28 protein-coding genes and 2 tRNA genes are annotated in these 25,100 nt (G+C 46.1%); 15 read left to right on the top strand and 15 right to left on the bottom strand.

Translation table 11 applies throughout. The annotated features are described in order from the left end of the window. Positions 1-417: 417 nt before the first annotated feature. On the top strand, positions 418-1,416 hold the full coding sequence (locus HPY27_RS04605; RefSeq protein ID WP_017250327.1) for a hypothetical protein: 999 nt from the start codon (positions 418-420) through the stop codon (positions 1,414-1,416). A gap of 219 nt (positions 1,417-1,635) precedes the next feature. Here the strand turns inward: HPY27_RS04605 and HPY27_RS04600 are convergent, their stop codons facing one another. Beyond that, entirely contained in the window at positions 1,636-2,157 is a 522-nt protein-coding gene (locus HPY27_RS04600) for a hypothetical protein (RefSeq protein ID WP_017250326.1), read from the bottom strand. A gap of 86 nt (positions 2,158-2,243) precedes the next feature. Here HPY27_RS04600 and HPY27_RS04595 point away from each other — a divergent pair, with 86 nt between their 5' ends. Then, positions 2,244-2,924 (top strand): TerC family protein, encoded by a 681-nt coding sequence (locus HPY27_RS04595; RefSeq protein WP_174224433.1) that lies wholly within the window; start codon positions 2,244-2,246, stop codon positions 2,922-2,924. A gap of 41 nt (positions 2,925-2,965) precedes the next feature. Here HPY27_RS04595 and HPY27_RS04590 read toward each other — a convergent pair whose 3' ends face one another. Both HPY27_RS04590 and HPY27_RS04585 read right to left on the bottom strand, forming a co-directional pair. Then, positions 2,966-4,054, bottom strand: coding sequence for an HD-GYP domain-containing protein (locus HPY27_RS04590; RefSeq protein WP_017250324.1), 1,089 nt, complete (start codon positions 4,052-4,054; stop codon positions 2,966-2,968). A gap of 154 nt (positions 4,055-4,208) precedes the next feature. Then, positions 4,209-4,826, bottom strand: coding sequence for a MerR family transcriptional regulator (locus HPY27_RS04585; protein ID WP_017250323.1), 618 nt, complete (start codon positions 4,824-4,826; stop codon positions 4,209-4,211). 233 nt (positions 4,827-5,059) lie between these two features. Here HPY27_RS04585 and HPY27_RS04580 point away from each other — a divergent pair, with 233 nt between their 5' ends. The 3 genes from HPY27_RS04580 to fabI all read left to right on the top strand — a co-directional run bounded on the left by HPY27_RS04580 (position 5,060) and on the right by fabI (position 6,862). Continuing rightward, a complete protein-coding gene (locus HPY27_RS04580) occupies positions 5,060-5,785 on the top strand; it encodes a ZIP family metal transporter (protein WP_017250322.1) in 726 nt (241 codons plus the stop codon). Between the two features lie 39 nt (positions 5,786-5,824). Then, on the top strand, positions 5,825-5,992 hold the full coding sequence (locus tag HPY27_RS04575; protein WP_174224066.1) for a hypothetical protein: 168 nt from the start codon (positions 5,825-5,827) through the stop codon (positions 5,990-5,992). Positions 5,993-6,088: 96 nt separating this feature from the next. Beyond that, complete coding sequence (gene fabI / locus HPY27_RS04570; protein WP_016742464.1) at positions 6,089-6,862, top strand: enoyl-ACP reductase FabI; 774 nt, start codon at positions 6,089-6,091, stop codon at positions 6,860-6,862. Positions 6,863-7,011: 149 nt separating this feature from the next. Here fabI and HPY27_RS04565 read toward each other — a convergent pair whose 3' ends face one another. Together HPY27_RS04565 and HPY27_RS04560 are read right to left on the bottom strand one after the other, a co-directional pair. Next, positions 7,012-9,426, bottom strand: a complete 2,415-nt coding sequence (locus tag HPY27_RS04565; protein WP_174224470.1) for a UvrD-helicase domain-containing protein — start codon at positions 9,424-9,426, stop codon at positions 7,012-7,014. A gap of 71 nt (positions 9,427-9,497) precedes the next feature. Next, positions 9,498-10,862 (bottom strand): hemolysin family protein, encoded by a 1,365-nt coding sequence (locus HPY27_RS04560; protein ID WP_174224432.1) that lies wholly within the window; start codon positions 10,860-10,862, stop codon positions 9,498-9,500. Positions 10,863-11,147: 285 nt separating this feature from the next. On the opposite strand from HPY27_RS04560, the gene HPY27_RS04555 reads away from it, so the two are divergent. Next, positions 11,148-11,870, top strand: a complete 723-nt coding sequence (locus HPY27_RS04555; RefSeq protein ID WP_173622278.1) for a YitT family protein — start codon at positions 11,148-11,150, stop codon at positions 11,868-11,870. 9 nt (positions 11,871-11,879) lie between these two features. Next, entirely contained in the window at positions 11,880-12,809 is a 930-nt protein-coding gene (locus tag HPY27_RS04550; RefSeq protein ID WP_174224431.1) for an MBL fold metallo-hydrolase, read from the top strand. Here the strand turns inward: HPY27_RS04550 and HPY27_RS04545 are convergent. Next, the gene (locus tag HPY27_RS04545) at positions 12,779-13,141 is read right to left on the bottom strand and encodes a hypothetical protein (RefSeq protein ID WP_017250316.1); all 363 of its coding nucleotides are present in this window, start codon (positions 13,139-13,141) and stop codon (positions 12,779-12,781) included. The genes HPY27_RS04550 and HPY27_RS04545 overlap by 31 nt on opposite strands. Positions 13,142-13,247: 106 nt before the next feature. Here HPY27_RS04545 and HPY27_RS04540 point away from each other — a divergent pair, with 106 nt between their 5' ends. Then, positions 13,248-14,093 carry a PHP domain-containing protein gene (locus HPY27_RS04540; protein WP_174224430.1) on the top strand — a complete coding sequence of 282 codons (846 nt, stop codon included), beginning with the start codon at positions 13,248-13,250 and terminating at the stop codon, positions 14,091-14,093. A gap of 62 nt (positions 14,094-14,155) precedes the next feature. Here the strand turns inward: HPY27_RS04540 and HPY27_RS04535 are convergent, their stop codons facing one another. Both HPY27_RS04535 and HPY27_RS04530 read right to left on the bottom strand, forming a co-directional pair. Next, complete coding sequence (locus HPY27_RS04535; protein WP_017250314.1) at positions 14,156-14,578, bottom strand: DUF3995 domain-containing protein; 423 nt, start codon at positions 14,576-14,578, stop codon at positions 14,156-14,158. Positions 14,579-14,683: 105 nt separating this feature from the next. Next, the gene (locus tag HPY27_RS04530; RefSeq protein WP_174224429.1) at positions 14,684-15,199 is read right to left on the bottom strand and encodes a TetR/AcrR family transcriptional regulator; all 516 of its coding nucleotides are present in this window, start codon (positions 15,197-15,199) and stop codon (positions 14,684-14,686) included. 200 nt (positions 15,200-15,399) lie between these two features. Here HPY27_RS04530 and HPY27_RS04525 point away from each other — a divergent pair, with 200 nt between their 5' ends. Then, positions 15,400-16,299, top strand: a complete 900-nt coding sequence (locus HPY27_RS04525; protein WP_174224428.1) for an NAD(P)-dependent oxidoreductase — start codon at positions 15,400-15,402, stop codon at positions 16,297-16,299. A 105-nt stretch (positions 16,300-16,404) separates the two neighbouring features. On the opposite strand, the gene HPY27_RS04520 is transcribed toward HPY27_RS04525, so the two are convergent. Next, entirely contained in the window at positions 16,405-16,860 is a 456-nt protein-coding gene (locus tag HPY27_RS04520) for a GNAT family N-acetyltransferase (RefSeq protein WP_017250310.1), read from the bottom strand. Between the two features lie 78 nt (positions 16,861-16,938). Then, positions 16,939-17,448, bottom strand: coding sequence for a YjcG family protein (locus HPY27_RS04515; protein WP_017250309.1), 510 nt, complete (start codon positions 17,446-17,448; stop codon positions 16,939-16,941). A gap of 145 nt (positions 17,449-17,593) precedes the next feature. On the opposite strand from HPY27_RS04515, the gene HPY27_RS04510 reads away from it, so the two are divergent. Further along, on the top strand, positions 17,594-17,752 hold the full coding sequence (locus tag HPY27_RS04510) for a hypothetical protein (RefSeq protein ID WP_017250308.1): 159 nt from the start codon (positions 17,594-17,596) through the stop codon (positions 17,750-17,752). A 2-nt stretch (positions 17,753-17,754) separates the two neighbouring features. On the opposite strand, the gene HPY27_RS04505 is transcribed toward HPY27_RS04510, so the two are convergent. Beyond that, positions 17,755-18,459: an alpha/beta hydrolase gene (locus HPY27_RS04505; protein WP_174224427.1), complete on the bottom strand. Its 705-nt coding sequence runs from the start codon at positions 18,457-18,459 to the stop codon at positions 17,755-17,757. Positions 18,460-18,639: 180 nt separating this feature from the next. Between HPY27_RS04505 and HPY27_RS04500 the strand changes: the two genes are divergently transcribed. The 4 genes from HPY27_RS04500 (at position 18,640) to HPY27_RS30025 (ending at position 20,692) form a co-directional block, all read left to right on the top strand. After that, on the top strand, positions 18,640-19,233 hold the full coding sequence (locus HPY27_RS04500; protein ID WP_017250306.1) for a phosphatidylglycerophosphatase A family protein: 594 nt from the start codon (positions 18,640-18,642) through the stop codon (positions 19,231-19,233). A gap of 419 nt (positions 19,234-19,652) precedes the next feature. Further along, positions 19,653-19,729, top strand: a tRNA-Ile gene (locus HPY27_RS04495). Between the two features lie 25 nt (positions 19,730-19,754). Beyond that, positions 19,755-19,830: transfer RNA gene (locus tag HPY27_RS04490), tRNA-Val, on the top strand. 148 nt (positions 19,831-19,978) lie between these two features. After that, a complete protein-coding gene (locus HPY27_RS30025) occupies positions 19,979-20,692 on the top strand; it encodes a GNAT family N-acetyltransferase (protein WP_254612808.1) in 714 nt (237 codons plus the stop codon). Positions 20,693-21,056: 364 nt separating this feature from the next. Here the strand turns inward: HPY27_RS30025 and HPY27_RS04475 are convergent, their stop codons facing one another. Together HPY27_RS04475 and HPY27_RS04470 are read right to left on the bottom strand one after the other, a co-directional pair. Continuing rightward, complete coding sequence (locus HPY27_RS04475; RefSeq protein ID WP_017250304.1) at positions 21,057-21,641, bottom strand: DUF3221 domain-containing protein; 585 nt, start codon at positions 21,639-21,641, stop codon at positions 21,057-21,059. A 35-nt stretch (positions 21,642-21,676) separates the two neighbouring features. Further along, entirely contained in the window at positions 21,677-22,456 is a 780-nt protein-coding gene (locus tag HPY27_RS04470; protein WP_173622276.1) for a S1 family peptidase, read from the bottom strand. A gap of 617 nt (positions 22,457-23,073) precedes the next feature. Here HPY27_RS04470 and HPY27_RS04465 point away from each other — a divergent pair. Beyond that, complete coding sequence (locus tag HPY27_RS04465; RefSeq protein WP_017250301.1) at positions 23,074-23,586, top strand: hypothetical protein; 513 nt, start codon at positions 23,074-23,076, stop codon at positions 23,584-23,586. A 350-nt stretch (positions 23,587-23,936) separates the two neighbouring features. On the opposite strand, the gene HPY27_RS04460 is transcribed toward HPY27_RS04465, so the two are convergent. Further along, the gene (locus HPY27_RS04460; RefSeq protein ID WP_173622275.1) at positions 23,937-24,764 is read right to left on the bottom strand and encodes a hypothetical protein; all 828 of its coding nucleotides are present in this window, start codon (positions 24,762-24,764) and stop codon (positions 23,937-23,939) included. A 102-nt stretch (positions 24,765-24,866) separates the two neighbouring features. Then, on the bottom strand, positions 24,867-24,986 hold the full coding sequence (locus HPY27_RS30020) for a putative holin-like toxin (protein ID WP_254612807.1): 120 nt from the start codon (positions 24,984-24,986) through the stop codon (positions 24,867-24,869). Positions 24,987-25,100: the final 114 nt, after the last annotated feature.

Raw genomic sequence — 25,100 nt, 5'->3', positions numbered from 1 at the left:
ATGATTATGATTACCTCATGAGCTTTATACGGTTCAGAAAGTAGTGTTACTACCGCCCCATACTTTCCGAACTAGACGACTTTTGGTTAAAAAGCATTAGCGTAAACAAAGGGGCCGGTATCGTGATGAATCCTAACCTTACGTGGAATGACAATATTTCCACTTCTGTCACTCATGCAGTTACAATCCAAGTGATTCTAACTGAGGGTGTGGTAGCTGTTAGCGGAACACCGACGTGGCGTTTATGTGACTGTGTTTTAATAGGGGGACCGTCCGCAAGCCAAACCGCGTTATCTTAACTCCAATGTGACAATCTAGCTGACTCGGATCTGGATTAAAGCAATTAGGAGAATTTTCTACTTCTTACATGAATGATATTTCATGAAATGGTCAGCCTACTGTTTGGAGACATTCGGAATGAAAATGCAACAAACAATTGCAAGCGTAAATCCCTTTGTAGTACGAAGACAAAAATATTATTGGGGGTTATTTATCATGCTAGAAGTAGAACTAGATATCTTTTCAGGAAGGCCCAATCCCAAATGGATTTTGTCTGAGACCGAAGAGAAGGAACTACTTAAAATAATAACCTCCGACCCGACGCAAATTTCACCAGTGTATACCCCTGAGGAGGAGTTTGGTCTTGGCTATCGTGGATTTATTGTCCGCGAGATTAAGACGGATGAAGGGATTTGGAGCAGGACCAATCGGGAATTGGAAAGTCCACTCCCCATGGAGTTCCGTGTTGGAAGTAAACCAGCGAAGCAAGCCCTCGCTACTGAGTGGCTTTTGCAAACATCAGAAAAGAAAAACAGTAAAGTAACGGACAATCTGCGTGAAGAGGCTGCAAGTGGTGTCGTTTTATTACCTTCGCCCACTGAAGTTGTTGATCCAACCATAGATACTAGTAGTGAAGTCTCCGAATCAATGGTCTGCGCTTCTATGTACTACAATAATAACGTAACCGCTTTCAATGAACCTCATCAAATCGCTAATAATAATTGCTATGCCTTCGCCAGTAATCATCTGGGGGGAGGGCGCTGGGCTCACCCTGGCCTCCGCGGAGGCCGTCCAGCAAGGGAAAATACATGTAGTGAAGTGATGGGTGGTCTGTACGCCGATGGTTGGAGTCATCACTGCTCACCTAGCTCATTGAACGTATTGATGATTGGATGCGTAATTAAACCAGGCGGACCACTTGATTCGGATTTTCACTTCTATCGGCTAGTCACGGATGGATCTCATGGTGCGTTGTGGGGCCACAAACCAGGAGCGACACCAGCTAAAAACAGAGATGATTGTGGGCGGCTTATTGGTTTAGGTTATGACCCAAGAACCATTTGCAGAGGCAGATACACTGAATTCTGTGGCTTTTTCTATCATAATGGTCCAGTGGTATTCGTCAAATCTTATTAACTATTCGATGCCAGGATACAAATGATAGGAAGGATGAGAGCAGGGCAGCCAAGACGCCATGCTTCAGAGATTGTACCGAATGTTGGGACAACTTCAAGCTGAATCATCCTTTTGATTCAGCAGAACCTGACTGATGAGTGACGGCTCCCTTCTACCTTTTTCATTTGTCTCACTAAGAACAGACCGACAAGCGTCAGGCTCGTCGGTCTGTTTTCTTGATTATGGTTCACGAAGGTCGTTCAATGAGATTCCTTGCTCAAGCGCGAAATCAAAATCATCCACATCGTAAAATTGAACAGGCACGATATATTCCAATATCCGATCCTGATAATCAGGCTGGTCTGTGAGAAGTGGGACCTCAAACTTCATGGCCGTCAACAATAGCTGTGTTTCTACGGGATCAAATATCTCCCCCCACATGGCGTTGTCCTCCACTTTTACGACCGTCAGTGTCACACCGTTCGGAAAAGAAAAGGGAACCTTGGACCATGGGGCTATCAGTCCTTTTTCCATTCGCTTGCGATTGAATGGATCGGCAAAAAATTGGCTCATTTCTTTCATAATCCGCCGGACATACTGATCATCAGCAGAGTAGGGCATGATAGGTTCAGGACTCTGGATAAATTCGTCCAATTCATAGATTGTCGACGCGGGTATCAGATATTCTACTGGTTGCGATGGGACCATCAACTCCCCGTAGATAGCCAACATGATCGCTTCTATAACGAATTGTTTCGACATTTCGACAACCCTCCTCGTTACCATCATACAAAAAATCAGGGGCACCGTACAAGGGTGGCGAGTAGGGCTCAAAAAGTTCTGGGAGGGTGCATCCTTTGTTTGAATCTGCCTTTTTTTCGTCGCTGCTACTCATTATTACCATCAACCTTGTATTAAGTGGAGATAATGCCGTGGTCATTGCCATCGCTTGTCGGAAGCTTCCTATCGAACAACGAAAACGAGCCATATTGTGGGGGACGTTTCTTGCTATCATCGTACGCGTGATCGCTACGATTCTTGCTGTTTATTTGCTGAAAATCCCGTATCTGTACATGATCGGCGGAATTATCCTGCTATGGATCAGCTACAACCTGTTACGCGAGGACGAGCGAGAGGAAGCAATCAGCTCGAGTGAAGACTTGGTTCAAGCGGTCAAGACGATTGTGGTGGCAGATGTGATGATGGGACTGGATAACGTACTCGCCATTGCAGGAGCAGCGAAAGGAGATATCGTCCTCATCGTGCTGGGCCTTTTGATCAGTGTGCCTCTCATGATTTTTGGCAGCCAGCTCATTCTAAAAGCAATGGAGCGCTTTGTATGGCTTGTTTATATTGGTTCAGGTGTCCTGGCTGTAACAGCGGTGAATATGATTCTAATGGATGATACAATGCATGAGTGGATCGCGGGGAGGGCTTGGCTCGAATATGCGATCAAAATTGGATTGGTCGCTCTCGTGTTAGTTGCGGGATATTTGCAACGTACGAAAACACCACGTCCCCACGCATGAAAAAACTGAGATGAATAATAAATCTCAGCTTTGTCGCGGGCCTATAAGGTTTTGACGATCGTCACGCTCATCCATTCTTTATCGTAGAGATCGACTTCATAGGTGGAGGCTACTTCAGATCCATCTTCATTGGTAAGAATACGGATCGTCGGTCGATTCACTGCCAATGGATTCACTTTGGAAACGACCCCGGTATGCCCTGTACTTAGCATTACAGTTGAAGCAATTGGATAAATAGCGACGTGCTGCAGGAATAGCTTGAGCAGGTCGAGGTCAAAATAGGTGTTTCCTGTAGCGAACAAATACTCGGTAGCATCACTCGGCGAGTAGCTTTTCCGAAATGGGCGCGGGGAAACCAAGGCATCGTAAACATCAGCGATTGCCACGATTCGTGCATACTCGTGAATGTTTTTCTCACAGAGCTGACGGGGATATCCTGTTCCGTTGTATCTCTCGTGGTGCTGCAACGCACAGTGTGCGGAGACGACCGAGATATTATGTTGATTCCGCAAAATATTGAAGCCTTCTTCGGTATGGTATTGGACACGTTGTCGTTCTTCTGCGCTTAACTCCGTACGCATGGTCCAGAGCTCCTTAGGAACCTGTGTCATGCCGATGTCGAACAAAAGCGCACCAATGCCCAACTCCATCATCTGTTGCTGGTTGTAGCCTTTGGCCATCCCTACCACACCAGACAGAACGGCGACATTGACTGCGTGGTGAAAAAGGTAACCATCCAATACGTGAAGACTGGATAGGTTGACCAAGATATCTTTACGACTGCTCAAATCTTGAAAGATTTCCCGAAAAACCTTTTGAAAACTGCTCCCGAAATCAGGTACGGACGTACGGCGCTTGATCTGCGGCTGATCCATGAGGGTGGTCATCGTTTTGTACACGGCATCCACGGCTTCTTTACGCGTCTCATCGCGGATTACATCTTCCGGCATGATATCTTCTGTGTGCTTGTCTTGAATGTAAAGGGTATCAATTCCCAATTGAACAAGCCGTTCAATGTATCGAGGGGTTAGTTGTACCCCGATCCCCAACAAAACGTTCCCATTTTCCTGGAACAAGCTCTTGGCGATGACATCGCCCGGCTTTACCGAAGTAATATGCAATTTTCTCACAACGAAAGCCCCAGTCCTTTTATGGTGGAATGTAAATAGTCCTGATTTTCAGTCGGTTCATATAGTACCATTTTATCACAGTAGAACATGGGGAGACTACCGCTGTTGAGGTTATTCTCATAATTGTCATTTTTTTCCTTATAAAAAAACACGATTATTGCTCGGCTGCGCGATCTGAACGTGTAAACCAGCGGAAAGGGTTGAGTGACCAGCGAGGTTCGTAGCGGGCATAGCGCTCCTTGCGACGAGTCAAGCGCTGCTGCATGAGATCCAGTTCAAAAGTAACACGACGCATTTCCAAGCGAAGGGACTCTTGCATTTCTTCTATATCCGCAATTTTTTGCAGAATGGTCGATTGCATATGATTCATAGAGGAGAGCTGTGTGAGCTCCTGCTGAAATTGGACGAGTGTCTCGTGGACAGTCACTTCCACTTCTCGCATGCCTGTTCCCAGCTTGTTTGTGGCGCTAATCGTAACGGCGGTTTCTTCTGCACCTGTGAGTTCTTCTTCCAGGAGCATTTCCTCGGACAGACGTCCTTCTTCTATCAGTTGGCGCTGAATATCTTTTAACGAGCTGTTGCCGCTGTCTTTTCTTTCCTTTACTTCCTTGAGCAGTTCAAAGCCTGCTTCGCTGATCAAATAGTGACCCTGCGGATTTTTCAGACGTTCCTGTGCAGGTACGAACAAGTCCAGCCAGTTACGCAGTGTACGAACATGCACATCAAGGCGATCAGCTACCTCTTTTGAAGCCATCCAAACTTGTACATCCATCCAGAATCACTCCTTTTTTTCCTCTCGGTATTCCCGGTGGACTCATTATAGCACCAAAATTTTCCGGGTAAGAGAGAATCGACAAAGGTTCTAAAAACTAGTGATCTTTCGTCCGATTCGGACAGATCGTCGTATTTTGTCAAATTTGGTTGACTGCTCATAATGACCGGGACAGGCGCGTACATATGGAAGGAGAAACCATGTTTTTGCTCGTTGGGTGAGGAGAGGACCGGATGATGCAATCTGTTTTCTGGATTGTCCTTTTGACTGCTGCCTTGGCGAGCAGTATCGGAGGACTGCTGTTGTGTTTGCGTGCCTGGTCATCCGAGGCATTGTTTGCGATGATCAGTGCAGGGGCTGGGCTACTGCTAGCGATAACGCTACTAGATTTGATGCCACATGTCTTTTCTGACAAGAGCTTGTGGTTGATGCCATTTGTGCTCGTTGGCTTTGTGATGCTTTTTGCTCTGGAACTAATCAGCAAGTCTAGCGGAGAGTTTGGCTCCACGGGAATCATTGGGGTCATGACAGGTTTTTTATTGCATGCATTTGTCGAAGGGGTCTCATTAGTCGCTAGCTTGCAGATGGATTCAGAAGTAGGGGTATCGGTGTTGGTGGCGATGCTGCTGCACAAAATTCCAGATGGCGTGACCATTGCCTCTCTTTTGCTGGCAGCGACCAACTCGAGAAAGAAAGCATTTTGGGGGGCGACATCCCTTGGAATCGCGACGATTGCAGGAGCTCTCAGTTTTGGCTTTGCCGAGCAAATGTTTCCTTCGAATTGGTCTGGCATTATGTTGGCCATGACGACCGGTATCTTTTTGTATGTATCCGCTAGCCATCTCGTCCCTTATATCGGACAAACCAAAAAGGCACAGTACGGAGTTTATTTTGTTGGTGCCATGGCCGTGTATTTGATTTTGTCTGCCTTTTTACACGCGAACCACTTGCATGCATAAAAGGTCCCATTCCTAGCCAGTCTAGTCTGGAGGAAGGGAGTGTGGACTGACAGTATGAACCATCAAGAGCAATTGCAAACAGACGATCTCTTGCAGTCACTGACTGAATTCCCGGTCATGGGGACATCGTTGAATCCAATGCAGGAATCGTGGGCTTCCTCTGAAGCTCTAACTGCGCTAACCGATCAGGCCGGAAGTACCGATTAAATGTTTTTGTACGGCCCCTCTCGTTTATCCCCTCGTATCCATGGACAAGATCGGTTATAATGCAGGGGAATAAGTTGGGAAAGGGGCAGATACATAATGAATACATTGTTGCAAGGAAAGAACATCGTCATCATGGGCGTAGCAAACCACCGCAGCATTGCCTGGGGAATTGCGCAATCCTTACATAATGCTGGAGCGAATCTGATTTTTACGTACCAAGGGGAGCGTCTGCGTGAAAACGTGGCGGCACTCACGGAAAAATTGGGAGTAGAGTCGCTGTTGGTAAATTGCGATGTCACGAAGGATGAGGATGTCGAAGCGGCTTTTGCTGTGATCAAAGAAAAAGTGGGCGTTATTCACGGTCTAGCGCACTGCATCGCGTTTGCGAAAACCGAAGAGCTCGAAGGCGAGTATGTCAACACATCCCGTGAAGGATACGCACTGGCACAAGACATTAGCGCATTCTCCCTGGTAGCAGTTGCTCGTGCTGCTCGTCCTTTGATGACCGAGGGCGGAAGCATCGTGACTTTGACGTACCTTGGCGGTGAGCGCGTGATTCAAAACTACAACGTAATGGGTGTAGCCAAAGCTGCGCTTGATGCATCTGTTCGTTACTTGGCAAACGACTTGGGCAAAGAGAATATTCGTATCAATGCGATCTCTGCTGGTCCAATCCGTACGCTTGCTGCAAAAGGCATCCGCAATTTCAACTCCGTGCTGAAGGAAATTGAGGAAAAAGCGCCATTGCGCCGCACGATTGATCAATCGGAAGTAGGCGACACGGCCCTCTTCTTGTTCAGCAATCTCTCCAGAGGAATCACGGGTGAAATTCTGCACGTCGATGCTGGCTACAGCATTATGGGCGGCTAACCAGAAGCAAATTTCCCGAAAAAGAATAACAGGCCCCTATTTCTCGCATACTATACCCAAAATGCGTGAAAGGGGGCCTGTTTTTTATGTTTCCATTAATTACGAACATGGAAGAATTCTTGATTTATATGGGGGGCGGCTTTCAGTACTTACCTGCCCATCTCGGCGATGAAGCGGGAGGTGCGGGTCTTTCGTCCGAATCGCTCCCGGGGGATACCGATACACAAGCTGTGACGGGCCCGGGTAATCGCGACGTATAGGAGACGACGTTCTTCTTCAAGAGCACCGGAGCCGCCTTTTCGCAGCTCATCCAATGTGTACTCATGAGGAAGGGCACCTTCTACCAGATCGGGCAAGAAAACGTGGTCGTATTCGAGACCTTTTGCCCGATGGATACTTAAAACATGAACAGCTTCGTCCGGGAGTGGTCGCATCGTGCGCCACTCTTTTTCTTGTCGGGCCATTTGATCGATATAAGCCAAGAAATCGCTGATTGTCGCATGACGCTTGGAGGCTGCCAGTATTTGTTGCAGCTCATCGCTCCAACGTTCCCGGCCATCTTCCCGGTCTTTCGCCCGTTTTTTTAGATAGTCGCGCAGTTTGCCATCCTCAAAGATGAGCTCCAATGCCTGAGCAGGTGGAACGTCCTTGCACGCGGTGAGAATCTCATTGATTTGCTGCATGTGCTTGCGCTGATACGGTTTGAGCTGTGTCAAATGCGGAAGAACGTGCAGAATCGGCTTGTCCTCGATGATTGCTTGGCTGCGCAAGGCATTCCACATTTCGGCTGAGATGTAGAGAGTCGACAATATTTCTTTAAGCGCATCGGTGTCATCCGGGTTTAACGCGAGCCGTAAGTAATTCAGCGTCCAGCGAACCGTCTGGCGTTGGTAAAAGGAATCCTCCTCTTGGGTGTAATGAAAAGGAATCCCTGCTTCGCTCAGACGCTCTAAAATGGGGCGTGCAGATTCATTGGTGCGGTACAAGATCGCGCATTCCCCCAAAATGGCTCCTTGCTCACGACGATGGATAATTTCATCGACGATCCGGGAAGCTTGTTCTTCTTCGTCTTCCGGCTCGAATAAATACGTGTCGCCTTCCTCGCGATGGAAGGACTGACATTCCTTTGCCCAACGCTCCCGGTTGTGACCGATCAGCGAATAGCCAAGACTGACAATCGAGGAATGGGAACGGTAGTTGACCTCGAGTGTAAATGTCGACGCCTGTGGGAAGTCTTTGGTGAAGCCCAAGATGTACTGGGGATCACTGCCGCGAAAGCCGTAAATGGACTGATCGTCATCCCCGATGACACACAAATTGTTTTGTGGAGCGGCTAACAGCTTGACTGTCTCATACTGAATGCGATTGATATCCTGAAACTCATCGACCATCACATAGGTGATGCGTTCCTGATAACGGCGCAGGAGTCCTGAATCATCGCGCAGCATTTCGTAGCAGCCAATAAGCATGTCGTCAAAGTCAAACCAATGATGCTTTTTCTTCGTGGCCTCGTACAGAGGATAAAGCTGGATCGCCCGTTTTTCTGCATCGTTCGTTGCTTCCCGATACGCGACCTCATGGGGGAGGATGTATTCGTTTTTCCAACGGCTGATAATGCCGAGTGCTTCGGTGATCTCTGTTTCTTTTAACGTGGCAAGGTCATCATGACCGAGCAGTGCGCCAGTCTCGCGTATCAACCGCCATTTTTGCCAATCCTTTTTCAAGAGGCGCTGCTGATCCCAGCGTTCTGGCTGGTGATGCAGGAGCATTCGGTAAAAGATGCTGTGGAACGTACCGGCAATCAGCTCACGTGCTTGTCCAGCAGGTAGCTGCCGGGCAATGCGCTGACGGATTTCATCGGCGGCTTTGGTCGTAAAGGTCACGACCATGATTTGATTCGGCTTTACGCCCAACTCACAGATCAAATGAGTCGTGCGAGCCGTCATAACGCGCGTCTTGCCACTTCCGGCTCCGGCGAGGATGAGAAAAGGTCCCTCGGTAGCGTGCACCGCTTGCTGTTGTCCCGGATGCAGCGGTTGATCACGCATTTGCTCAGCCATGTGAGAGATGGTCTTCTTCGGCATCAAGCGTTTGCGGAAAACCGGTGGCTTCGGAGCTGGCGGGGGAGGCGTCGTGCTCGTGCCAATCGTTCTCTTTTTCGGAAGGCGAAAGGAGCCGATGGTTGTTGTATCTACTTCGTCTATGGATGCACTGTGTTCCATGGTTGAGAAAGCGAGTGGTTCTTTCGTGTTGTCGTCGCTGTCGCTGTGATCCTTTTCGGCCGTAGCAGTCAAGACAGCCTGAAAGGCAGTGGCAGCCGTCTCGTTAATCGCGTGTAGCGAATCGAGAGGAGCAGGACCATTTTCCGTCAGAAGCGGGCACTCTGCTCCTTCAGGATGGAAGAAATGCGGCTCAAAGCTGATGCCAGCATGAAGACGAAGCGCTGATGCACAGGCTGGACAGCGTACCTTGTCCTGCCGGGCAGCCATGCGCCAAAACGGTATGCGGTTGTAGTTCTCTGGTAGCAACAGGATGGGTTTGTTGTCTAGTAAAGCGTAGTTCATCATGACACCTCGGAAACAAGAAGTGCCCCCTGTCGGCAGGGGACACTTGCCATTATGGTTGTTCTTTTCGATTAGGAGTGCAGCGACACGATGTCCTCCGGGAAAGCGGACGAATCTTCTGCTCCCAAATACGTGATGCTCACCCGTGTGATGCGATGGTTTTCCAGTTCACTGATCGCAAAAAGATAGCCTTGGAATGTGACGGTTTTGCCTTTCGCGACCTCTTCATTTAACTGGCTGTAGAGCCATCCGGCAATGGTATCGACTTCGTCGGAAACGACTTCAATCGATATGTAATCATTCAGTTCTGTCAAGAGAGTTTTGCCGGAAACCGAGAGCGTATTGCTGGAGCTTTCTTCAATTTCAGGGCGCTCATTTTCATCGAACTCATCCTGAATATCACCGACGATTTCCTCCAAAATGTCCTCCATCGTTAACAGCCCTGCTGTACCTCCGTATTCGTCAATCACGATGGCGAGCTGGGAGCGGCGTTTTTGCATTAAGCGCAAGACATGGCTAATTTCCATAGACTCCGGCACCGTCAATAGAGGGCGGAGAAAATCATTTAGCTCAGCCTTTCCTGTCGTCAACGCAGAGAGGTAAAAATCTGAGGTGTGCACAAAGCCAATCAGCCTGTCCTTATCCTCATGGGCGACGGGAAAGCGTGAATGGCGAGACTCTCTCATGATTTCGAGGTTTTCGTCAAACGTGTTGTCGTCGTAAAGGCAAATCATATCAATCCGTGGGATCATAATTTCCCGGGCAAGACGTTCGGAAAACACGAAGACATTGTCAACCAACGCCATCTCGGTCTGGTCAATGTGACCACTTTTATGACTCTGGTTCATGAGAAGGCGGATTTCTTCTTCTGTATGAGCAGATTCGTTTTCCGTGGCAGGCTCGATTCCAAGGCGTCTGATCAGTAAATTGGCTGCCCCGTTTAAAAACCAGATGAGCGGATAGCTCAGCTTGTAGAAAAACATGAGTGGTGCAGCAGTCCATAGGGAAGTGGCCTCCGCTTTTTGGATCGCCAAAGACTTGGGCGCAAGCTCTCCGAAGACGATATGTAAAAATGTGATAATAGCAAAGGAGATTGCAAGTGAGGTCGGACCGACCAAATAAGTTGGGAAATGAAATAATGCCATGACGGGCGCGACGTAATGGGCGACGGCAGGTTCACCTACCCAGCCTAACCCCAATGAAGCCAGCGTTATTCCGAGCTGGCAGGCGGACAGATAGGCGTCGAGCTCTCGCGTGACTTTTTGCGCGTAGCGGGCACTTTTGTTATTGCCTTCACTGACGAGCTGGGTCAGACGTGTTTGGCGAACTTTTACCAACGAGAATTCTGCTGCGACGAAGAAGCCGTTCAGAAGAACCAAAAATACCACGAGCAGCAGATTCAGCGTAATCTCCCCTATCGGACTCTCCAAGCACACCTCCGCCTCCCGCAGTGCGAAAGGTGGAGAATTCACCTCCGATACGATAATGGTATTTTACATGTACGACCAAAAACGGATAAATATTCGATCTAAAACCTGCAATGGATATGCTTTTCATGAGCCATGCCTCAGGTTTTCTTGTTACTCGTAAGTATACCAATAGGTCAACCGAACAGTCAAAACGTTCCGATTTGAACGAGCGCATTCTTAGGCAATGCTTGGACATACCTGCTTCTTTCTGATCATAAATATAAACGAGCACGGTCCAAGGAGGGGAGCAACGTGTACTGGCTGCAAAAAGGTGTAGCGATTCTCACAGGAAGCGTGCTTCTAGGCATAGGAGTCAATCTGTTTTTGGTTCCGCACCGCTTGATGGACGGGGGCATGATTGGGATCGGTTTGTTGGCGACGTATTACATGCAGATGCCTCCGGGTCTCGTGATGATTTTGGTAAGTATTCCTGTGTATGTCATCGTCTTTTTTTATGATCGCAGATTGTTTTTTCACAGCTTTCACGGCATGCTGATTTCTGCTTTCTTTATAGATATTCTCTCGGATATGCGTGGTTGGAATCTATGGTCAACATCCTTTTCCGCAATTACTGGCGGCGTGTTAATTGGCATGGGTATCGGCTTGATGCTTGCCTACGAGACGAATACGGGCGGGACAGACCTGCTCGCGCAATTTCTTGCCAGACGATACAAGCTGCGCATTGCCTTGCTGATTTTTCTAATCGATGGGCTGATCGTACTCGGCTCGATTCAGACGATCGGGATGGAGAGAATGATTTTCTCTTTGCTGACGATCGTCGCAGTGGCAGCGACTACGCATATGTTCAGTGGACTCGGACGACCTTTACCACCGTATACGATCATTGGCCCGCTTCTTTCGCCCAAAATAGATGGTCGCTCGTCGCGGCTCTATGTAAACAAGAACACGAGAAATAGGAACGGGGAAGGGGAAGGCGATATTTTGGAGAAAATAAATAGGAAAAGGATGAAATGAGGGAGTGCTGTGTCTGGACAAGCATTTCAAATGATAACGGAGCGTGTCGGCTATTTTCCCGGTCATGTTAACATAGGCCTCGTCATTGGTGAGCATGGAGCAATCCTGATTGATTCTGGTCTGGATACCCAAAACGCAAAAAAAATCAAAAAAGGACTGGACGTTATCGCCCAGCCCTTGTGTGCAATCATTCAGACACACTCTCATGCCGACCATTTCGGTGGAAACGCCTACTTGCTCGGATGCTGGCCCGAAGCAAGGGTCTATGCGCCACCGCTGGAAGAGGCGATCATTCGGAATCCGATACTTGAGCCCATTTACTTGAACGTGGGTGCAGCACCACTTGAGGATCTCAAAAACAAGTTTTTGCTGGCGCAACCTTCTCGGGTGGACCACCTCCTTCCACTGGATGAAGGGATCGAGATAGATGGCGTACATTTCTTTATCCTTTCTCTGCCGGGGCATAGCTGGCAACAGGTTGGCGTCGTCTGTGACGAGATTTGCTTCGCTGCCGACAGTTATTTAGGCGAAGAGGTTTTGGAAAAGCACAAGCTGCCGTTTCTTGTGGATGCGCATGAGACTCTACTCAGTCTTCATAAACTGCTTGCAACCAACTACAGGGGATACTTGCCTGGGCACGGAGCATATACCACCACCTCTCATGATGCCGTGAACAAAAATATTGCTTGGCATGAGCGGATTTTCTCGGTGATCTGCGACATTTTAGTAGAGGAGAGAACACCAGAAGAAGCATTAACTCTCCTGTGTGAGCGTTTACACATTTCCATAGAAAATGCTTCGAGCTACGTCCTGTTTCGGACGGCGTTTATGGGTTACTTGGTCGGGCTTCAAAAAACAAAGAGGGTGGCATACCGATTTGAACATAATCGGTGGTTGTGGAGAACTGTTCAGGATGGAGCGGAGGGAGCAGAAAGGTAATCGGCGATTTCTGCTAGCTTATGCTCTGCAGCTTCGCGGACGGCCTTGGGAATGAAAAAAACTTCTTCGGATGCGGTGTTCATATAAAACTTTGCTTCCAAATACGGATGACCCAGTTTGACATTCAGTTCCCCTTTTCCGGTCGTTGTGCTGGTGTAATTCGTCGGGATGCGCAAAAAATATGCGCTGCTGCTGGCGGAGTCGTACATGACGACATCGTATGTTGGCATACTGTCGCCGCCTGATCGATGAAAGCCTTGTTGCCGCAGCATTTTGTCAACATAAGAGAGTGGCTGAACGACACCGGTAAGGGTCTTGTTTTTTAACCGCATGGACATCCTCCTCGGTTCAACCATTGAGAAATCGAGCTTATTCTCATACTATGTACGGCAATATCAATTCAGACTTGTAGAAAAAGAAAAGAAGGAGTGGACGAGGATGGAACTTATAGCAGATTTGCATACACATACAAAGGCTTCAGACGGTACCTGCGAGCCTGCGGAAAACGTGCGTTTGGCGAAGGAGGCTGGACTTGCTGCACTGGCGATCACGGATCACGACACGGTAGCAGGGATTCCAGAAGCAATGGAGGCTGCCCGCGCACTCGGCGTGGAAATCATTCCGGGAGTCGAAGTGAGCTCCGTAGGGAAGGGGCAGGATATTCACGTTCTCGGCTATTTTGTCCCGTATGAAGACCCAGCTTTTGAAGAGCGTCTCTTCCGTTTGCGAGAGACAAGACATGAGCGTAACCAACTGCTGATAGCACGGCTGCAGGAGCTCGGTATCGACATTTCATTGGAAAAGGTATACCGCCGCAAGCAGGGCACGGACAAAAACATCGGGCGACCGCATATTGCAGAAGAACTGATTGAGCTGGGGATCGTTTCAACGATCGCGGAGGCCTTTGATAAGTACTTGGGCAAAGGGGGAGCGGCTTATGTCAATCCTCCACGCATTACCCCGCAGGAAGCAATCACGCTGATCAAAGAGGCTGGCGGAGTGGCGGTGCTGGCTCACCCGGGTCTGTATGACGATGATGAGCTGGTCCAGGAGTTGATTGTATTCGGATTGGACGGGATTGAAGTGAACCACCCGGACAACGATGAGGTACAAAAAATGCGCTACAGCAAATGGGCAGCACAATACGGACTTGTTATAACGGGCGGTTCTGATTTCCATGGCTGGCGTGGAGAGGAGCCGTTTCATGCGATGCTCGGTTCTCATACCGCAACGATGGATGCTGTTGAACAGATACGTGCGATTGCGGCGAAGCGGAAGGCGTAATTCATCCATACGTAATGGTAAGGACCCTCTTCTCTTTTATGGGAAGAGGGCTTTTTGTGAACTTATAACAAGGCGAGTAGAAATGATATCCCTAACCACAAGCATAGAGGGGTGAACAATGCCGTATCTTGACGAGCAAACTTCGTATTTTTTACTTTTTTAAAAAAGCCAATGTAGTTGAAGTCTCCCACAGCCCGCAGGACAAATACAGCGGCACAGACAATGCATCCCCATTGAATCAAAGAACGGGTTATAACGGGTGGGAGATAACCGCTCTGGGCAAGCAAAAGGTAAGCGGCACAAGTCAACAAGCAAGCAACGACGATCGTTCCGCCTTTCCGAGGGGAAAAAGTTCGACGTGAATGATCAGCTGTTGTGGGAATGACGGAATCGGTCCCCCATTTTCCTCCGAAGGCCCAATAAAAATGCAGCAAGGACACGATGACTAAGAAGATAGCAGATGAGATGGGGAAAACATGCGTCATGGGAATGCCTCCTATTGATTTAAAAGGTTTTGTGAAAGATACGAATCCGTATGTTTTGGGCAAAAAAATCTCTGCGCAGTATAGCCTGTCAGGCAGAGAGGGGAATCAAATCCAAGTCATAAAATGATGCAAGGGTTCGGACATATCGAAAGGTGCTTCTAGCTCTCGGCGCACGAGCCAACCAACATAGAGGAGGTACGCGAGCTGGGCGCGTGCCTTTGCTTCAGCGGGAGCCAGCCCTTTTTTCTCATATAATGTGGCCACGAAGCCGATTCTGCGCTTTTCGATTTCCACGAGACGTTTGGAAAGGGCAGGATGCTGCTTCGCCCAGTTGTAGATAGCGGCTTCGATTTTTCGCTCGCTGTTAAAAACACTCGACAACAGCTGTTCCAACGACATGTTGTCAGCGTGTGGCGCGCGAATGATCCGCTCTGTCGCATGCTCCTCCCAATATTCGATCATGGAGTCCAGTAGCGCTTGACGATCTGGAAAGTGATGATAAAAGCTCCCTTTGCTGATCTTCAGTTTTCTGGCGAGAGGTTCCACACGAACAGCGTCAATGCCTGCTTCAGCCAACATATCAAGCCCTGCCCGAATCCAATCTTCACGTACGTATTGCATGGTTCACCTCAAAAGATACGGTATCGTATGTTTCTGATTCCATGTTATTCCACCGGGAGTGAAGTGTCAAGAAGCATTGATTTTTGTATTGACATTCACACTAGTGTAAACCTTTAGAATCGCAATCAAGAGCGATAGATCTTGCATGTAGCGTCAGATCATCTCACTTGCAAAGTATAAAATGAATGGAGTGTCAAACGATGAAATCAACATCAATTCCAGCGTCTGTATCAGTAATTGGCCTTGGCAATATGGGAGTAGCACTCGCGGATGCTTTTCTAAATGGTGGTCATCCAACGACTGTCTGGAACCGTTCAGCAGATAGAGCCAAAGGTCTAGTCGGGAAGGGAGCAGTACTGGCGGGCAGTGTAGCAGAGGCAATCACGGCAAGCAGCTTGGTCGTTGTCTGCTTATCGACCTACAAAGTCATGCAAGACCTGCTAGAGCCCTTGGAAAATGAATTATCAGGGCGTGTCATCGTCAACCTCACCACCGGAACCCCGGAGGATGCACGCAAGTCTGCCAAGTGGGTAAGCGAGCGCGGTGGGCAATATCTCGATGGAGCGATTATGGCTGTCCCTCAAATGATTGGACTGCCTGAAACACTCATTTTCTACGGCGGGTCGAAGGCTCTATTTGAAGCATATGAACCGACATTGAAGCTGCTGGGAGGTAACGCTGCCTATCTCAGTGAAGACCATGGCGTGCCGTTGATCTACGATTTGTCGCTGCTCACCATGATGTATGGCGCTTGGTATGGTTCTCTGCATGCGTATGCCTTGTTAAGTACGGCAAACATAACGGCGACAGAGTTTCTTCCATACGCAACCAGCTGGATTCATCACTTGATTGCCCCGCTCTTATCAGATCCGGTTGCCGCACGTGCACGTGATGAAGGAAACTTCACGACCGATGTGTCCAACATGAATACGAATAAACTCGGACTTGAACACATTATCCATGCCAGTAAGGAACAGGGAATCCCCGTTGATTGGTTAACGCCGTTGCTAGCATTGGCCACACAGAAAGTAGCAGAGGGCCACGGTGCAGACTCTTTTGAACGAGTGATTGAGGCAATCCGGAAACCACAGCTGATTTAATGCCTTTCTCGGGTGACAATGAAAAACAACCTCGCTTCGCATGATGATCATAGCGAAAACGAGGTTGTTTTTCTATCTGAGGGATGGGGCTGCACGTAGCTTCTGTTATTCGCGAATGGATTTGACCATCGCAATATGCTCGATACCCGCATCATCAAACAAGTCGCCAAAAGGTTCATAGCCGAGCTTTTCATAAAACCGTTGGGCTTGCGTCTGTGCGTTCAGCTTCAGGCTGTCATACCCGTGTTGTTTGGCCAACTCTTCCATCGCGAGCATGATTTGGCGGCCCAGTCCGGTACCGCGTTCTGTTTTGGCAACCGCTACCCGTTCAATTTTTCCTACCCCAGGTGCGTAGGTACGGAGACGGCTTGCCCCCACTGGATTTCCTTCGCGGTAGACTACAAAATGAATCGTCCCGCTATCCAATGTATCATGCTCATCTATTTCCAACTCTTCTGGTACTTCCTGTTCCTCGATGAAAACGACTCGGCGTACGGACAGGGCATCCGCCAATTCTTGTTCAGTGGTGACTCTTTGGATCTGGTAGGTTTGCAGGTTCATCGGTATTCGTCCTTTGTTAGAAAATATCCCTCCCTACGACGGATACGCAGGGAGGGTTGATGATTGAGGAAAGGGTGTTTATTTTTTGAGAAGGAAAGTCTGGTAAACGCTCCAGATGCCATCCTCGAGTTGATAAACCAAGTGGAAGCGATCAATCTCGCTGTTCAGGTCAATTTTTGCCATGCTCAGTTGGCCGGTTACATCCCGCAGCTCATCGTCGGACAGGTCGCGCCCGATGGTCAGATGCGGTACGTATGCGTAGGTTTCTTTCTCATTCACACACTGATTGGCAATCTTTTGATGCAGCTCGTTAAATGGTTCTTTGTTTTGCACAGCCAAATAGATCACGTTGTTGGTAGGGTGGAAAGAAGATACCCGATGGAAATGAGCCGAAAAGCTGTCGGTAGAGGAGGCAACCTGCTCCAGATGGCTCACCAGCTCAGGAAGCTTGGCTTCGTCCAGCTCAAAGGCTTCCTTCAAACGGATATACGGAGGAACCAAAGCATAGCCCGGGTCATAACGTTTCCGGTAAGAATTGGCTACTTCTTGCACCTTGCTAGATGGGAATATAACGATACTGTACATCATCAGAACCACTCCTCCTTACTATCTATCATGCTCTACAAGATATTATTTTAACAGAAAATTCTTCATTTGTGTAATGTTAAGCGTGGGTCTGTATATTCCTTGTGTCAAAGGAAAGACTGTGTAGTGCAAGGAGGTGCCGCACTGCATGTATACGGCTATGATGATCACATTCATTTTTCTCGTTCTGCTTCTACTGTCTGTGCTGACCTTCACGATCTTGACTGCGATACGAAAAGGAGAATTCGAAGAAGCACTCGTATCGACTATCAAGGATGAAGGTCCACAAGAAGAACAGCCACGGTAAGTTTACCCGTAAAGCGTCTTTAGCATACGCGGTAGATTGCGCTGCCAATGGCCCCACGTATGGTCACCCTCAAACGTTTCATAAACGAGGGTGGCTTTTTTCGTACCCAAAATCTCGCGCAACTCTTCATTGGCCGCAAGAAGATTCAATGTGCCCCGGCCCGTGCTTACTGCCGTTTCCTCCGTCCCGATCTCCAAATAAATGGTTTGCGGCACGGAAAAGTCAGCGTCAGCTATCAGACGATTTAACTTTGCGTCCATGGCAATCGACTGGCAGGCAACTTGTCCAAACGTATGTGGATAGTAAAGAGCAGTAAACAGAGAGACAACCCCGCCCAAAGATTCGCCAAGAAGTGTTCGTGCGTTCCCCAAAGGATGTGTGGAGTAATGCGTATCGACATAGCTCACGACTTCATCGGCGAGGAAGCGACGGTAGGCCATATGCTCCTTGCCATCCGGATGATAGCGGTCGTTCCGTTTGCTTTTCTCGACCGGGAGAAAGACAGCGATGATATCAGGCAATTCTTTGTCCCGATTCAATTGATCTAGCAAAGAAGCCATCCTGCCCATTGCCAAGTAATCTTCTCCGTCCTGCACATAAAGGACTGGATACGAGTAGAGTGGCGAGTAGCGTTGGGGTGTGTAGACAATCAGCTTTTCCGGCGTCCCCAAATGCCGGCTTTCCAAGATGATTTCCTCAAGGGCCACTGCGGTGTCCTCCTTATTGGGATCTTCTATTCATTATTATACAGGAGTGAGCGGGCATGCCCAACAGTTTGGGTGCAGGGTCAGTCAGGCTGTGGGCGAAAGATTGTCGCAATTTGGTCAGCGTGTGATACTATGGTAGGAAACGACTTCACTCGATTTGTGGAAGGGGTTGTCTCTTATATGAAGAAGCAAGTACACAGCATCGAAGTCAGAAACGCTGCTCTCGCACGTTTGGCAGAACGCGGAGTGACGATGGATGATATCGCAGAGATCGTCTATCTCATGCAATCACCTTACCATCCAGATCTCACGATGGCGCAGTGCATCGAGAGCGTGAAAGCGGTCTTGGAAAAAAGGGAAATGCAGCACGCCATCCTGGTTGGCGTTGAGTTGGATACGTTAGCAGAGAAGGGCCTCTTGTCCGAGCCGCTCCAATCTATCATCGCGTCAGATGAAGGACTGTTCGGATGCGACGAAACATTGGCGCTAGGCTCCGTATTTGGATATGGAAGTATCGCGGTGACCACCTTTGGCCATTTGGATAAGCACAAGGTCGGGGTGATTAAAAGGCTGGATACCAAGTCGGGAGAGGGACGTGTTCACACATTTTTGGACGACCTCGTGGCGAGTGTGGCAGCCAATGCGTCTAGCCGTATGGCCCATCGGATGAGAGATGAGCAGGAGGCGGAATTGACACGAAATGAGGCGTTGAAGCAACAGGAAGCCGAGCTGCGTGTCGAGGAGAAAGGGAAAGGGACGGAGCAGGCGGGGTAGGTTAGGGTTGCGATGAGGAAGTTTGTCTCGATCATTACCTAATTATCTTGTTTGTTGTTGTACCCTTTATTGGATCGTCTTTAGACTGGCAGAAGCCAATTCTTCACTGGTGTAGCTCATATGCTTGATGGCGTCATGTTTGATGTGATGCCATCAAGTAGGTAATCCCCATGTTTAGTAGGGGGGATGTGGGTCGCAGCGGTGGGGAATGGCTTTTTTGTTGGGGTCTTGGGTAAGCATATATAGCTGAAACGAGATGACGAGGCTTTTTACATGGTAAAAGCAAGACTGATATCACTGGGTTTCTTAGTGTTCTTTTGGTACGAGTGAAAATTTTTACAAGAAATTATTCATTTCCTCTTGAAATCCATTTTACGATGCTGTATAGTAATAAATGTGATCGACGTCCGATACGATTCGGGCCCTTAGCTCAGTTGGTCAGAGCGGTCGGCTCATAACCGATTGGTCGTAGGTTCGAGTCCTACAGGGCCCACCATTAAACGATCACACACATATCCCATGATCCGGTAGCTCAGTTGGGAGAGCACCATCTTGACAGGGTGGGGGTCGCTGGTTCGAACCCAGTCCGGATCACCATAGTATGAACGTTAGAACCCTTGAGGAATCAAGGGTTTTTTATTTTATGCTTTTGATTAGCCACAGTCACTAACCTCCATATTCTACGATTTGGGTGGCAAATACTATTCGTTTTAAAATGGGGACTTCATGAGGAAGGAGGGTGTGAATGAGTACAATTAGAGAAGGCCCTAAGGAAGGTCTTCTCGAATCTGGATTTTCTCCTGAGATTGTGGGAGCAGTCGTTGCTCTAACTAGAAATGAAGGCGAGACCTACATGGAAATTGTAAAAAGAGCGGAACTTGACCCGATAGCAAGGTTCGTTAAACTGGCAGACCTAGAAGATAACTGTGACTTGACCCGCATCCCAGATCCAACAAAAATGACCATGAACGGATGTTGCGTTACAGGAGAGCCATTAAAGAACTACTCTCTACATAAATTGGGATTTGATGAGGTTAGAATAATGAAGATAACATTAGCTGATTCATGGTCAGGGAATGATGTTGTATTTTTCTTTCAGAATAACATTCAAGAAAATAACGATGGTATTTCTAATAGGGAATTTTTATGTCCTGATGGAGCATTTGCTGCTGTGCGTAGAAGGCAAGTCGTTGTAGCAATAGATGATAACCAAATTGTAGGAGCATTACGCTTTTATCCTAGAAAGTCTGATCAAACTATTTCGCTATATCAGTTTGCAATTCGTCCAAGTCATCGAGGACAGAGGTTAATGGATAAAATGCTTCAGATCTTGGGGGAGTGCCCAATTGAGGTAATATGTCCGACTACTTCTAAAATGAATGAGTATTATGAGAAGAGTAGTTGGAGATTGAAAGAAGAAAAGACAGACAGCAACATTTGGGAATGGATGAAATGTTAATTTGATTGGAAAAGGGTGATAGAGATGGACAAAAAAGAGGTTGTCACATTTGAGCACTTTATGGCAATGTATTACTGCAATTTCAAAGAAAAGCCAACTCGCGCTACACTTAGACAATACAGTAACTTATATCGAACAATGAAGATCGAGAAGTAGTAAATATACTTCTGAGTGATTTGGCATTAATCAAGTCAGAAATCTATAACAATGAGCTGACTGATATTTTAAATCATTATGGTTTTGGAATTTCAATTAACGAATTTCGTTCATTAATTGATCCATTGATAGGTGAATTGAACGAATAAAATGACACTTTTATGAGAAATTATCACCTCCTTTCTTTAGTTGCAGCAGGGTACAAATTTTAAATCTCTTTTACTTCTCCTGTTTGTGCATTGATTTTTAGAGTAGTATCTGTTTTATGATCATAGTCGGTTGCTTTTATCAGCCAATGATCTTTCTGTCCACTTGCACTTTTAATAATGATTCCATCGTTATGTGTGTTCTTTAAGTAATTGATTGCGTGTTGAACCGCACTTTTTTCATCCATTTGATCAATAGGATTTTTACTTTCTTCTTTAATTACAAGTTTACTGAGTTCTGCGCCACTGGGATAAGACTGTGCTGATGGTGTTGTTGACCATGTAGATACTGTGTGACCAACTTCGATTTCATCATACGAGATGCTATTCCCCTTGCTATCGAGGAATACGGCTTCTTCTTTTGGGAAATACCACTCTGCTGCATAGAAATTCTCATCGCTCGTCTTGGTTTCATCATTTTCTATAACTAAGAGACCTTTTTTTTCATAATCTTTTTCAGTTACGTATCCTGTTAATGCTTGCTTTTCAACCTTCTTGTGATTAGTGGCACATCCAGTTATGAGCAATGCTGCAATGATTAATATCAAAGCCTTTTTCATTGTGTCATTTCCTTTCTTGTTCCCCATGAGAAAACCTTCTCTCATGGGGAACTTTATTTCAACTAGTTACCAGTAAAAATTGAATCAATGTTAAAATAATCTTCTATTTCGCTGATATGTGTGAAAACTCCAGTATCCGCGCTATGAACTCCTATTGCTGTTCCACCATAAAATATAGGCCCTCCGCTATCCCCTTGTACTTCTGAATAACTAGCTTGTCTCATGTTAGTAAAGTATTGTGTCTCTCCATTGGGGCTTTCTATATTCCCCCTCCAATTAGTTGATTTCAGCGTTCCACACTTCACTCTTTTCATTTGACTTCCTGAAATGCAAACAGTATCTCCAATGGTTTCATCCCTTGTTCTCTGAACCTCTGTAATAGTATTGTATTCTGATTTATAATTTCCAAAAACATAGTAAGTAGCATCATCAGATCCCTTTGTTAGTTCGATGAGTGCTGCATCAACACTACCACCGAAATTAACATCTGCAGTTTTACCAAACCTTGTTCCTCCTTGCTCAAATATATCCCCAACATTTTCCGTGCAGTGTCCAGCAGTTAAAACATAAAAATCGTTATCCTTTTGTACTGAAAACGCAGAAGTGCAACTTCTGTCTTCTGTAGTATTTTTTATTCTTAAGCCAGCTTGAATTGGTCTAAATTTGTCGCTTGGCTGAGCCTGAGCCTTGCGTGGTTCTTCTTTCTTGATAATGAAAATGTCAGCATCAAAACCTATTTCAGCCAATGCAGCCTTTTCATCTATTTTTGCCATAAGAAGCTTTGCAGCCTTTTTTTCTGATGTCTTTTCCTTTACTCCAATGTTAATTTTTTGAGTTGGCAAGTCAACATTGACAGAAACTATATCTAACCCTTTATTCTTAAGGTTTGCTGAATTTTGAAAGACATTTCTGTTATAAAATACAATAATAGGTATATTTTAGGTGAAGGTCAATCTACGATTTTTAAATCTACCAAACAATCATACTGACATTTCCGAATATCAATATATTTTCTGTAATTTAGTTTCAATTATTCACTCAGTTAGTGAGATCTATTTCATAACTAACTCATCGTTTTACTTGTTACTTTCATATGCAATGGTTTTTTTGTTCAACCTTACGAACCAAAATGCTCTCTATTTTGTTTGCTTTACAATCCTCTAGTATCTCAAGCTCACGTTCATTGAATCCTACTTCATTCAACTTCAGCAGCATCTTTGACATCTCTTTTTGAGTAATCTGCATACCACGATATTTCTTAACATTAATGATTGAAAGAGATGTCAATAAAAGAGCTAAAAAAGGATTATATAAATTGCTAGTACCTGTTAATTTACAAGTTGTTATTGAACTAATGAAGTGGCAATTTAGAAATTACAAACCCGAGTTTGTACTAGAACCATTTAATATTGCAATCGATATTTAATGCTATATTAAGAAATAAAAAGGGAGGATGCTCATGGAAACGATCATAGTTGAGCCACGAAAAGGAATTGGGCAGATAACGTTAGGAATGACTAGAGAGGAAGTAAGAAAGTACGCCGAAGCAAAGGGTGTGAGACTCTTCAATCCAAGGAAAGATTCAACGGCGGTGCAGTCCGTTGGGGATTTCAAGGTAGAGTACGATTCGGAAGATAGAGTTATATTCATAGAACTGTCTTCTTTTAAGGGTGATCATGATATAACCTGTTTGCTTATGGATATTAATGTGTTTGAGACAAAAGCAGAGGATTTAGTTGAACGAATTGATAAAATTTCTCCATATGATAGAAATGATTGGGAGTTAGGATATAGCTATACCTTTCATGAATTGGGGCTGGCATTTTGGCGACCAAATGTTTTTAGAGATGAGGATATGCAGCAAGAATGGTTTTTATCCCATGATAAAGAGGAGCAGGAATCCTATTTGAGAGATCAATATTTCAGGACTGTAGCAATAGCAGTGGATGGGTATTGGAATAAATCCAAATGAAAGTGACATTTAATTCAGTCTTACAAACTACAAATGGTAAAATACAGGAAAATGCACTTATATCAGGAGTGAATGAACCTATGAAAGGCAAAAGAAGACTATCCCTCAGTCATTTTCCTGAGTTTGGGATAGTCTTCTTTTTACATATTCATCTGCCTGTCTAGAGAATATCATAGATGTTTTACCTATCACTAAAATCAACAAGAAGTAGATTGATGAGCATGAAGAAGCATAGAATTTATAAAGGGGTAATTAGAGAAGGATTAACAGAAAGGTTATCTTCCGAATACTACTTAAGAATCCCACTGATTGCCAAGGTTTTAGAGCTGGGAGTCTCAAATACTCAACTGTTACTTTAGTACAATTTCCTTTTTCCATACCAATTCTTGATTTGCTTCGTTTTTAAAAGTGAGCGTTAGGACACCCTTCTGACCCTTCATCTTTTGAGCATCATAATTAAAACTGAGTATCTGCAAGGAGCCACCGATTGTAAATTTAGGTTTTGTACTCTCAGAAAAAGCGTTTTCCACCGCTTGTTCAACTGTATTCACAATCGTTTTCTCATTTGATTTCCATTCCATCTTCTCAAGTGTGTAACCTTTTGAGAATTTGTCTACGTAAAAAGTAAACGCATCTTTATTCATTGGATTTGTAGCATCCTGATCGACTTTCACGCCGATCATCTTGTCGTTAATGGCATACACAGAGTACTGCTCTTTCGTATTTTCTTGTGTATTTTTTGGTGCAATCCAAGCCTCACCTGTTCCAACCATTACCCCGCTATATTTCACAAAAAGCTCATTCACTTTTTGGTTTAAAAAAGCATCCTTGACGTTTTTGGTTAGAATTTGATCATATTTTTGGATAAATTCTTGCTTGGTTTTAATTATTATTTCTATGTCTTCACCGTTCTTTTCGCTACTTACAGTCAACGGGAATTCGAAACGATTCGCCACACTATTTTTGTCTCCAGCTTTTATCTCTTTTTGCAGACTAGTAAAATATGACTCAAATGCCTTCGCATCATCAATGCCAGCGACAAAGTATGGATTCTTTTGTTCTACAGTTGGACTTGGATTTTTTACCGCAGCGGCTACAGACATTTCCTTTTGCAACCCCGGTAAAAAACCTACTGATAATACTGTTGCAACGATTATTGCATTTGTGACTTTTTTCATTTCAAACTCCTCCTAGGATTTAGCTTCAAAATAGATGTAAAAGTGTTGAACAGTGAGTTTTCGGGCAAACGCTCATCTTCTTACCTTTCCTGGGAGGGAGGTTTATTTACGTTTATTTTGGTAGATGGCAGTGACGATAGATTCACCCAGCCCCAGCAATGCGATAATCAACATGCCGAAACCAATCATAAGCGTCAAAGTATTCCTAACCTCCACAGGCATCACTTCCCTTCCGCGAGGTTAGCTAAACGTCCTTTTAAGCCTATTCGATTGAGTAGGATTAGTATACCGTTTATTTCCAATTGCAAGGTGTACTTTTCTGCGTCCAAGCGTTTC

The organism is Brevibacillus sp. HB1.1, assembly GCF_013332445.1.
In the GTDB taxonomy this organism is placed as follows: domain Bacteria; phylum Bacillota; class Bacilli; order Brevibacillales; family Brevibacillaceae; genus Brevibacillus; species Brevibacillus porteri.
Note: the sequence above shows the minus strand (reverse complement) of the source record. Positions and strands in the feature narration are given on the sequence as shown.